Below are 10,202 nucleotides of genomic sequence, written 5' to 3' on the forward strand. Positions count from 1 at the left end.
ACCGGGACCCTGCACCCATCGGAGTCCGCCCGTGGACGCTGCTGTCCTCACCGAGGCGACCGCCGCCGCCTATGTCGCCGCCGCCGGTTTCCGGGTCGGCCCCGTCGGTCGCGTCGGCGTGGAACTGGAGTACGTCGTGCGCGATCCGGCGTACCCGCTCGACCGGCCACCGGCGGCCCGCCTGTACGCCGCCCTGGCCCACCTCGGGGACCCGCTGCCCGGTGGCAGCCGGATCAGCGTCGAACCAGGTGGTCAGCTCGAACTGTCGTCGGGCGTCGGCGCGGACCTGCGCGTCTGCGTCGACGAGGTCGCCGGTGACCTCGCGCTGGTGCGGGCAGCCCTCGACGCGGACGGTCTGCGGCTCGACCCGACCGGCCTGGACACGGACCGACCACCTCGGCTCGTCACCGAGCACCCGCGGTACCTCGCCCTGGCGGCGTACCACGACCGCACCGGCACCGCCGGCCGTACGGTCATGTGCAACACCGCGTCGGTGCAGGTGTGCCTCGACGCGGGGGACGAATCGGATGGGTGGCGCGGGTACCGGCACCGTTGGCGGCTCGCCAACGCGATCGGTCCGGTGCTGCTCGCCGCGTTCGCCAACTCGCCGCACGTCGACCGGTCGGGTACCCGCTGGGTGTCGTACCGGCAGGCGCTGCGGTTGCGCACCGACGCCAGCCGTACCCGGGTCCCGCGTACCGCCGCCGACCCCCGTACCGCCTGGGCGCGGTACGCGCTCGCCGCCCGGGTCGCGCTGATCGCCCGACCCGACCCGCTGCCGTGGCTCGTGCCGGCCGGCCTGACCATGCGCGACTGGCTCGCCGGGCGCGGGCCGCGCCCGGTCACCCTCGACGACCTGGAACGGCACCTCGCCACCCTGGTCCCGCCCGTCCGCCCGCGCGGCTACCTCGAATTCCGGATGATCGACCAGCAGTCGGGGGACGGCTGGGTGGTGCCGGCGGCCGTGACCGCCGCCCTGCTGGACGACCCGGCCGCCGCACACGCCGCGGCCGAGGCGACCGCGCAACTGGGCTATCTGCGCCCGCAGCGGACCTGGCTGACCTCGGCCCGCGAGGGCCTGTCCAATCCGGCGCTGCGGGCGGCCGCGCTGACCTGCTTCACCGCCGCGGCCGGTGCCCTGCCCCGGCTCGGCGCCCCGGCGGCGGTCCGGACGGCCGTCGCCGAATTCGTCGACCGGTACGTCGCACCGGGCCGCTGTCCCGCCGACGAGTTCACGACGGCCGCCGACCACGGTTACCTCCCCCGGTCGGCGCCGGCCGGGTCAGCGGCGCCGTGACCGGCGTGATCCGCCACAATGACCCGGTGGCGAAACGCGGTGCCGTCCGGAAGCCGGCCGACGACTCGATCCGGCCCTGCCCCTGCGGCTCGACCCGGACCTACGGTGACTGCTGCCGCCCGCTGCACCGGCGGGCGGCGACCGCCGCAACGGCCGAGCAGCTGATGCGTTCCCGATTCAGCGCCTTCTCGGTCGGGGACACCGCCCACCTGCTGCGGACCTGGCACCCCCGCACCCGCCCGGACCGGCTGGAGCTCGATCCGGGGCAACGGTGGAACCGCCTGGAGATCGTCGGCACCGATCGTGGCGGGCTGTTCGACAGCACGGGCACCGTCGAGTTCCGCGCCCACTACCGCGAGGCCGGACAGCCGCACACGCTGTACGAACACAGCCGTTTCGTCCGCGAGGACGGCGAATGGGTCTACCTCGACGCCATCACGCAGACCTGACCGCTGTCCGGCCGGCCGGTTCCACGGCCGGCCGGCGTCGACGACGGGCGGTCAGTCGGGCAGCGACTGGCCCAGGTGGCGACGGGAGGTGATCCCGAGCTTCCGGAAGACCTTCCGCAGGTGGTAGTCGACGGTATTGGCACTGAGGAAGAGGTGGGTGGCGATCTCCGGGTTGGTGGCCCCGCCCTTGGCCAGCCTCGCGATCGTCAGCTCCTGTGGCGTGAGTTCGTTCGCGAGTTCCACCGAGCGCCGCCGGGCGCGTTCACCGGTGGCGACCAGTTCCTGCCGGGCCCGGTCGGCGAACGCGGTGGCGCCCATCTCCTCGAACATGGCGAGCGCCGTACGCAGTTCGTGGCGGGCGTCCCGGCGGCGTTTCTGACGGCGGAGCCACTCCCCGTACAGCAGGTGCGCGCGCGGGCCAGGTCGGACCGCGCCTGGGTCGACGCCAACCCGGCGACGGCCTCCTGGTAGAGGCCGTCCGCCTCGTCATCCGGCGCCAGCAACGCCCGTGACCGGGCCAGGACACCGAGGGCGACGGGCACACCACTGACCATCGCCCGCATCCGCAGCTCGACCAGGGTCCGCTCGGCCAACTCCCGGTCGTCCGCGCGGACGGCCGCCTCGACCAGGTCGGGCAGCACCCGGGTGTGCAGCCGTACCGGGTCGTTGTCGACGAGGTCCCGGCCGATCGTCGCGGCCTCGGCGTAGTCGCCCCGGGCGATCGCGTGGACCATGAAGGCGATCCTGGCCGTATCGGCGCTGGCACCCATGCCCAGCTGGAGCGACGCGTCGAGGATGCGCTGGATCTGGTCCCGGATCCGCGCGTCGTCACCGTCGGCCCGCCAGGCGACGATCTCGGCCATCCGGTAGACCTCCCACTGCTCCGGCGTCTCGCCGAGCGCCGAACGCACCTGGTGGACGTCGACCAGCCGGGCGTCGGCCTCGGCGAGGTGTCCGAGCACCACCTCGTGCAGGGACCAGGCGAACAGGACCATGTCGAGGGTGTGCAGCGCGCCGGCCCGGCGGGCGATGTCGGCCGCCCGCCGGAGGATGGCCAGCCGGGTCTCGTCGTCCCAGATCATCGTGCAGAAGGAGACGCTGGCGAGGTAGCGGGACAGCACCTCGGTGTCGGAGGTGGCGGGGTCGAGCAGGAGGGCGTTCGCCCGGCGCAACAGCGGTACGGCGGCCGCGAAGTCGCCGCCCACCATGGTGGCGAGCGCGAGGAGCTGGTAGTCGCCGACCGTGACGGCCTTCGACGCGTCGATCTGCTGGTGCGCGACGGCGGCGATCTCGGCGAAGGTGGTGTCGACCATGCAGCCCGCCGCCCCCATGGCGTGGTCGAACGCACGCAGCAGGGCATGCCGGGCGAGGTCGGGTGCGTCCCGGCGGAACTCGGCCGAGGCGGTGAGGAAGATGGCCGCCACCCGTGCCTGCGCCCCCGCGTGCGCTAGCGCCTCACTGCGCACCATGAGCACGCGCCCCCGGGCCAGGTGGTCGATCAGTGCCAGGTCGATCCCGTCGAGCAGGGCCTGCGCGCGTACCGCCGCGCCGGCGTTCAGCGCGGCCTCGGCCGCCTCGAGCAGGCGCCCGGCCCGGTTCGACTCGTCGGGGGTCAGCTGCGCCGCGCGGGCGAGGAACGTGGCTCGGGCCGCGTAGCCACCTCGGGCACCGGCTCGCTCGGCCGCCCGGTGCAGTTCGGCGGCGACGGTCTCGTCCGGGCCGATCGAGGCGGCGGCGAGGTGCCAGGCGCGGCGGTCGACGTCACCGGACCGGGTCGTGGCGGCGGCGAGCGCGCCGTGTGCGGCGCGGCGGGTGGCCCCGGACGCGCCGCCGTAGATCGCGGACCGGATCAGGGGGTGCCGGAAGACGATGTCGGGCCGCAGTTCGACCAGCCGGGCGGACTCGGCCGGATCGGCGGCGTCGGGCTCGATCCCCAGCATCGCGGCGGCGTTCGTGACGTAGTACAGGTCCCCGGCCGGTTCCACGGCGGCGAGCAGCATCCACCGCTGGGTCGGGTCGGGCAGCGTCCGCACCTGTTGCAGGTAGTGGGCCTCCAGCCGGGCGCCGAGCGGCAGCGGTTCGAGCAGGAGGGTGCCGCCGACCAGCCGGTCGTTGGCCAACTCGGCGGCGAGGTCGGTCAGGGCGAGCGGGTTCCCGCCGGTCTGGGCCACGATGTGGGCGGCGACCTGCCCGTCGAGCGGCGCGCCGACGACCGTGGTGAGAAGTTCGATGGCATGGTCGCCGCTGAGGCCGACCAGGTCGATGGTGGGCAGCCCGTCCAACGCCGTCATGTCGGTGCCGGTGCGCACCGTGAAGACCAGTCCGATGCCGTCGGCGTGGATCCGGCGGGCGACGAACGCGAGTGCGTGCAGGGACTCCTGGTCCAGCCACTGGGTGTCGTCGACGCAGCACAGCAACGGTCCGTGCGCGGCGACCTCGGACAGCAGCGACAGGGCGGCGAGGCTCACCAGGAACCGGTCGGCGGGTGGTCCGTCCGCCAGACCGCAGGCGACGTGCAGCGCCGTTCGCTGCGACGGCGGCAGCGGATGCTCCGTCCGCAGGAAGGGCACCAGGAGCCGGTGCAGACCGGCGAACGGGAACCCCGACTCGGACTCCACCCCGACGACCCGTACGACCCGGAGGTCGTCGGTCGCGGCGACCTCGTTCAGCAACGCCGTCTTACCCACACCGGCCTCGCCGCGCAGCACCAGTACGCCGCTCAGACCGGCCTTGGCGGCCTCGACGAGTTCGTCCAGGCGGGCCCGTTCAGCATCGCGTCCCACCAGCACGGCGCGGTCACGGCGTCGCGCGGAGCCTGTCAAGCCGTCGCCGTGCGTGGTGGTCGACATCGGCAGAGAGTACGCGACCACAGGGTTTCGGCCGAACCCGAGCGGCCGTGACTACGTGGTCCACGTCATGCGAACCGCACGACTACGTAGTCTCGTGATTCGAGAGCGGAATCGGTCCCCGAAGGTTCACGGGGAACAGCCGGGTTCCGGCTTCTGCGCTCTCGAACGATAGGGACCTGACATGACCACACCGGACACGATCGTCCTGGTTCACGGATTCTGGGTGACCCCCCGAAGCTGGGAGAACTGGATCGCGCACTACGAGCGGAAGGGATTCCGGGTCATCGCGCCGGGATACCCGGGCTTCGAGGTGGAGGTCGAGGCGCTCAACGCCGACCCCACCCCGATCATGGCGGTGACCGTGCCGCAGATCATCGAGCACGTCGAGGCCATCATCCGGGAACTGCCGACCCCGCCGATCATCATGGGGCACTCCGCCGGCGGGGCGTTCACCCAGATCCTGCTCGACCACGGGTACGGGGCGGCCGGCGTCGCGCTGAACTCGGCCCCGACCGAGGGGGTCCGGGTCGTACCGCTGTCGCAGGTGAAGTCGACGTTCCCGGTGTTGAAGAACCCGGCCAACCGGCACAAGGCGGTCGGCCTCAGCTTCGACGAGTGGAAGTACGCCTTCACGAACACCTTCACCGAGGAGGAATCGCGGGCGCTGTACGAGCGCTACCACATCCCGGCCAACGGCGGGATCCTCTGGGGCAGTGTGCTGGCCAACTTCCAGCCGGGGCACCAGGACACCTGGGTCGACTACCACAACGACAACCGGGCGCCGCTGCTGTTCGTCTCCGGCTCCGAGGACCACATCATGCCGCCGGCGATCCAACAGTCGAACGCCAGGCACTACAAGTCGAACACGGTCACCGAGATCAGGCAGTACGAGGGCTACGCGCACCTGCTCCCCGCGCAGCAGGGCTGGGAGGAGATCGCCGACCACGTGCTGGACTGGGCGCTCCGCCACGCCGAGAAGGCACCGAGCGCCCGATGACCGACGTACGGATCACGCATGTCGGCGGCCCGACGACGCTCGTCGAGGTCGGCGGTTGGCGGCTGCTGACAGACCCGACCTTCGACGCCCCCGGCCGTCGGTACGCCTTCGGTTGGGGTACGTCGTCGCGCAAGACCGCCGGGCCCGCGATCGCCGTCGCGGACCTCGGTCCGGTCGACGCGGTGCTGCTCACCCACGACCACCACGGGGACAACCTCGACGACGCCGGCCGCGGAATGCTGCCCACGGTCGGCACCGTGATCACCACGGTCTCCGGCGCCCGCCGGCTCGGCGGCAACGCCCAGGGGCTGGGCAACTGGGCGACCACCACGCTCAGCGGCCCCGGCAAGCCGACGATCGAGGTCACCGCGACGCCCTGCCGGCACGGTCCGCCGTTGAGCGGGCCGATCGTCGGCGACGTCATCGGCTTCGCCCTGGCCTGGGAGGGCCAGCGGCACGGCGTGTTCTGGGTCTCCGGCGACACCGTCCTGTACGGCGGGGTGCGCCAGGTCGCCCAGCGGCTCACCGTCGGCACCGCCCTGGTGCACCTCGGCGGGGTCAGGTTTCCGGTGACCGGGCCGGTGCGGTACTCGATGACCGCGCGCAACGCGGTCGACCTGTGCCGGGAGGTCCGCCCGCACACGGCGATCCCGGTGCACTACGAGGGTTGGAAGCACTTCCAGCAGGGCCGCGACGCGATGGAGGCGGAGTTCGCCGCCGCCCCGGAGGAGGTCCGGCGCAGTGTCCGGTGGCTGCCGATCGGGGTTCCCACCGACGTCGACGCCTGACCTCGACCGTCGGGGCTCGACCATCGGCTGCGGGGGGGGGGGGGGGGGGGGGGGGGGAGGGGAGAAAAAGAGACAACCGGCGGTTTTGGGCTAGAGCGGAGGGGGGCACCCCGCCCCATCCCCCCCCCCCCCCCCCCCCCCCCCCCCCCCCCCCCGACGACGGTCGCCTCACTGTCGTTGCGTACGACGGGACGGTCGCTCACCCGTCCCGTGCGGTCCCCGCCTCCCGGATGGCGAGTGCGGCCTGGACGAGTGCCGCGTGGGTCAGCGTCTGCGGGTAGTTGCCGAGGTGGGCGCCGGTCGCCGGGTCGATCTCCTCGGCGTACAGGCCGAGCGGGCTGGCGTGGTCGAGCAGGGCACGGAACAGCTCGACCGCCTCGGCCCGCCGTCCGGTCCGGGCCAGCGCCTGGGCGAGCCAGAACGAGCAGGGCAGGAACGCACCCTCGGTGCCGGGAAGATCGTCACTGCCCGGCGGGTACCGGTACAGCAGTGGGCCGCCCGCGGACAGCCCGGTACGGATGGCCTCGATCGTGCCGCGTACCCGGGGCGAGTCGACGTCCTCGATGCCCAGCAGCGGCAGGACCAGCAGTGCCGCGTCCAGTTCGGTCGAACCGTAGCTGCGGACGTAGCTCCCCCGCGCCTCGTCGAAGCCGAAGCGCCGGACGTCGGCGGCGATCGCCGCGCGGACGGCCCGCCAGTGCCGCCGCCGGGCGGAGAGCCGGTGGGTGTCGGCGATGCGCAGCGCCCGGTCCAGCGCCAGCCAGCCCATCAGTTTGGAGTGCACGTGTTGGACCGGGTGGCGCGACTCCCAGATCCCGGCGTCGGGTTCCCGCCACCGCCGGGCGACCACGTCGGCGAACCCGCGCACCGTCCGCCACGTCTCGGCGTCGAGGTGCTGTCCGGTCCCGACGAACACCCAGGTCGCGTCGACGACCCAGCCGTAGCCGTCGAGCTGGTGCTGACCGGCGGCGCCATTGCCGGTGCGTACGGGCAGGCTGCCGGCGTAGCCGGGCCAGCCGTGGAGATCGCGTTCCGTCGGCACCCGCAGGCCGTCGAGGGTGAACAGGGCCGGCAGGCGTGGTCGCTGCAACCTGCTGGCCCGCAGCAGCCAGCCGAGGAAGCCACGGGCCTGGTCGGGCTTGCCGGTCCCGAGGAACGCGGCCACCCCGATGCTGGCGTCGCGGGGCCAGACGTACCGGTAGTCCCAGTTCCGGGAGCCGCCGGGGTGTTCGGGCAGCGACGTGGTCGGTGCCGCGACCGGGGCCTGCGAGGGTGAGTGGGTCAGCAGCCGCAGGGTGAGCAGACTCCGCGCGACCGGTTCGGGAAACGGCACCGACGGGTCGACCCCGGCGGTCCAGGCCCGCCACCGTTCCTCGTCGGCCAGCAGGAGTTCCCAGGCGGCGGCCGGGTCGACCCGGACCAGCGGTTCCCGGTGGGCGACGGCCAGCACCAGGGTGACCGGACTGCCCGGCGAGACCGTGAACGCGGTCGGCCGTCCCGGTTCGACGGTCAGGTCGGGGGCGCAGTCCAGGGAGACCGCGAGCGCCCCCCACTCGCAGACGAGCAGCCGGTGGCGGCGCCGGACCCGGGGTCGGCGGTGCCGGGTGCCGAGCCGGGGATCGAAGTCGACGACCGCCTCGACGTCGCCGCCCTCGGCGGTCAGCCGCCGGACCAGGATCGTGGTCGGCAGCAGGTGTCCGGCCACCTCGGCGACCATCGCCTCGGTGAGGGTGAGCCGGGCGCCGCCGACCGCCCAGGTCGTCTCCAGGGTGGTGGTGTGTCGGCGGTAGCGGCGTTCGACCACCGCGCCGTGCCGCGCCGGACCGAGCCGGTACGTTCCCGCCGACGTCCCGCCGACCAGTCGACCGAAGATCGACTCGCCGTCGAACCGGGGTACGCACAGCCAGTCGATCGCGCCGTCGCTCGCCACCAGCGCCGCCGTACGGGTGTCGCCGAGCAGGCCGTAGTCCCCGATCGGCGGGAGGGGTCGGGGTTGGCTCATGTCGGTGGCGTGCGTCAGCGGGCCTGGATGAGCAGACCGAGGACGCTGCCGTAGACGATGTGCACGACGACGGTGACCACCGGGGTCTGCACACCGTAGTTGAGGGCGAGCAGGCCGGGCGGCTCCAGTACGGCCGTACTGGCGGGACCGGCCCGTGGTGACGCCATCCGGGGGTGCACTCCGGGCAGCAGCGGCAGGAGCACCGTCAGGGCCACCGCGACGTGCAGCACGCCCAGCAGCGCCCCGATCCACCAGGTGGAGCGTTGCAGCAGCGCGAACACGGCCGTGTAGCCGAGGGCGAAGCCCTGTCCGGCCGCGAGGTGGATGAAGAATCCGGCGACCCGGGCCCGGTCGGGGTCCTCGGCGACCAGGGTGCCGAGGATCAGGGGCAGGTCGACGCGGGTGAGTCCGGCCAGTTGCGCGCTGATCATCGCGGCGGTGAGTGCGGCCGTGGCGACCACGCCGAACACCGCCCATCCGGCCCAGTCCATCTCAGCGGCGCGTCCGCGTCACCGAATGTTCGCGGGCCGAGCGCCGACCGGGCCCGAGGTCGGGTCGTTGCCGTACGGCCATCGGTACTCTCCCGGCTTACTGGGCGGATGGTGGATGATCGGTGCGCTTCGGGCGGCCCGTTCCGGGTCCACCGTAAGCCGGGAGCCGGTGTGGGTGGGTGCGGCTCGCCGGGCGAAATGCACCATATTCGACTCTCATTTGACGATGATCGTCACCTGGTTGTCCCAGTCGGCGAAGTCGGGCGCGATTTTGCCCTTGCCGTCCAGGGCGCGCAGCGCCAGCGTCGCGCCGGTCGGCGGTTCGCCGGTGTTGACGACGTGGAAGGTCAGCCTGCGTTCCTGGCCCGGCCCGAGGGGCGGCAGCGTGCAGGAGAGACGCCCGCCGTCCACCGCACGCTCCCGGCAGGCGTACCAGCCGGGGCTGGCCGTCGGCTGACCGCCGCCGGGCGTCAGGTCGAAGTCGAGCCGTGGCCGGGACGCGGTGACCGTGCCGGCGTTGGTCATGGTGACGGTGATCTCGCCGGTGCGGGTTCCGTCGTCGTCCGGCGCGCGGTAGACCAGGTCCGTCGCGGTGACGGTCAGGTTCACCCGGTACGGGTTGTCGGGGAAGCTCCGCGCCCCCTCTGACTGGGTGAACCGCTCCCCGTCCCAGGTGAAGCCGCGCCACTGGCGCTGTGACCAGTTCAGGTCCCATCCGCCACCCGGCGCGAAGTCGGCCACCTCGACCCGGACCACACCGTCGGCGCGGACATCGACGTCGAGCAACCACTGTGGAGTCTTCGAATCGGTCCGCGTGACCTGACCGAGCGTGACGATCCGGCCCGCCGCGTTCCGGTCGAAGGCCACCACCTGTGCCGGCCCGGCCTGGTTCACCAGGCAGCGTACGAGCGCGACGGTCTCGGTCGAGCCGTCGTCGTCGACGTCGCCGTAGGCGGTCGCCACCAGGATGTTGTCACCCTCGTCGACACCCTCGCCGGTCAGTTTCGCGCCCCGGTCCGGGCAACCCGCACCGGCCCGCCAGGCGGGTAGGTCGACGGTGGCGGCGAGCAGGTCGGCCCGGGAGATCCGGCCGTCCGGTGTGGTAGGGCCGGTCGGGGTCGGCGTCGTGGACCCGCTCGGCGTGGGGCCGGCCGTCTCCGCCGGGCTCGGGCTCGCTGTCGTGCCCGGCGACGGCGAGGGGTTCGGCGGGTTGTCGAGCGACGCCACGGCGGCGACCGGGCCGATGACGAGGACCAGGGCCAGGGCCAGGCCGGTGGTGGTCGCGACCCGACGGCGGTGCCGGACCGTACGCCGTACCGCGTCCGGACC

General features: G+C 73.2%; 9 protein-coding genes. 4 read left to right on the plus strand and 5 right to left on the minus strand.

Annotated features, from left to right (window positions below):
- Positions 1-31 precede the first annotated feature (31 nt).
- Positions 32-1,297 carry a glutamate-cysteine ligase family protein gene (locus ACZ6QQ_RS32940; protein ID WP_465881593.1) on the plus strand — a complete coding sequence of 422 codons (1,266 nt, stop codon included), beginning with the start codon at positions 32-34 and terminating at the stop codon, positions 1,295-1,297.
- Positions 1,298-1,323: 26 nt separating this feature from the next.
- Positions 1,324-1,746 carry a YchJ family protein gene (locus ACZ6QQ_RS32945; RefSeq protein ID WP_465881595.1) on the plus strand — a complete coding sequence of 141 codons (423 nt, stop codon included), beginning with the start codon at positions 1,324-1,326 and terminating at the stop codon, positions 1,744-1,746.
- Positions 1,747-1,797: 51 nt separating this feature from the next.
- On the opposite strand, the gene ACZ6QQ_RS32950 is transcribed toward ACZ6QQ_RS32945, so the two are convergent.
- On the minus strand, positions 1,798-1,989 hold the full coding sequence (locus ACZ6QQ_RS32950) for a helix-turn-helix domain-containing protein (protein WP_465881596.1): 192 nt from the start codon (positions 1,987-1,989) through the stop codon (positions 1,798-1,800).
- Positions 1,953-4,595, minus strand: coding sequence for an ATP-binding protein (locus ACZ6QQ_RS32955; protein WP_465881597.1), 2,643 nt, complete (start codon positions 4,593-4,595; stop codon positions 1,953-1,955). The genes ACZ6QQ_RS32950 and ACZ6QQ_RS32955 overlap by 37 nt, the downstream gene beginning before the upstream one ends.
- Positions 4,596-4,776: 181 nt before the next feature.
- On the opposite strand from ACZ6QQ_RS32955, the gene ACZ6QQ_RS32960 reads away from it, so the two are divergent.
- Entirely contained in the window at positions 4,777-5,592 is an 816-nt protein-coding gene (locus ACZ6QQ_RS32960; RefSeq protein WP_465881599.1) for an alpha/beta hydrolase, read from the plus strand.
- On the plus strand, positions 5,589-6,380 hold the full coding sequence (locus ACZ6QQ_RS32965; RefSeq protein WP_465881601.1) for an MBL fold metallo-hydrolase: 792 nt from the start codon (positions 5,589-5,591) through the stop codon (positions 6,378-6,380). Before ACZ6QQ_RS32960 ends, ACZ6QQ_RS32965 begins: the two co-directional genes overlap by 4 nt.
- A gap of 199 nt (positions 6,381-6,579) precedes the next feature.
- On the opposite strand, the gene ACZ6QQ_RS32970 is transcribed toward ACZ6QQ_RS32965, so the two are convergent.
- From ACZ6QQ_RS32970 to ACZ6QQ_RS32980, 3 genes are all read right to left on the minus strand, one after another.
- Positions 6,580-8,382 carry a glycoside hydrolase family 15 protein gene (locus tag ACZ6QQ_RS32970; RefSeq protein ID WP_465881603.1) on the minus strand — a complete coding sequence of 601 codons (1,803 nt, stop codon included), beginning with the start codon at positions 8,380-8,382 and terminating at the stop codon, positions 6,580-6,582.
- Positions 8,383-8,396: 14 nt separating this feature from the next.
- Positions 8,397-8,873: a hypothetical protein gene (locus tag ACZ6QQ_RS32975; RefSeq protein ID WP_465881605.1), complete on the minus strand. Its 477-nt coding sequence runs from the start codon at positions 8,871-8,873 to the stop codon at positions 8,397-8,399.
- 216 nt (positions 8,874-9,089) lie between these two features.
- Positions 9,090-10,202: hypothetical protein (locus ACZ6QQ_RS32980; protein WP_465881606.1), on the minus strand; the 1,113-nt coding region annotated here is incomplete at its 5' end.

This window comes from Micromonospora sp. NPDC049529 (assembly GCF_055586685.1).

Bases quoted from the DNA above. Each gene is read 5' to 3' on its own strand.
- ACZ6QQ_RS32955 (WP_465881597.1), bottom strand. From the start codon at position 4,595: ATGTCGACCACCACGCACGGCGACGGCTTGACAGGCTCCGCGCGACGC.
- ACZ6QQ_RS32960 (WP_465881599.1), top strand. From the start codon at position 4,777: ATGACCACACCGGACACGATCGTCCTGGTTCACGGATTCTGGGTGACC.
- ACZ6QQ_RS32965 (WP_465881601.1), top strand. From the start codon at position 5,589: ATGACCGACGTACGGATCACGCATGTCGGCGGCCCGACGACGCTCGTC.
- ACZ6QQ_RS32970 (WP_465881603.1), bottom strand. From the start codon at position 8,382: ATGAGCCAACCCCGACCCCTCCCGCCGATCGGGGACTACGGCCTGCTC.
- ACZ6QQ_RS32975 (WP_465881605.1), bottom strand. From the start codon at position 8,873: ATGGACTGGGCCGGATGGGCGGTGTTCGGCGTGGTCGCCACGGCCGCA.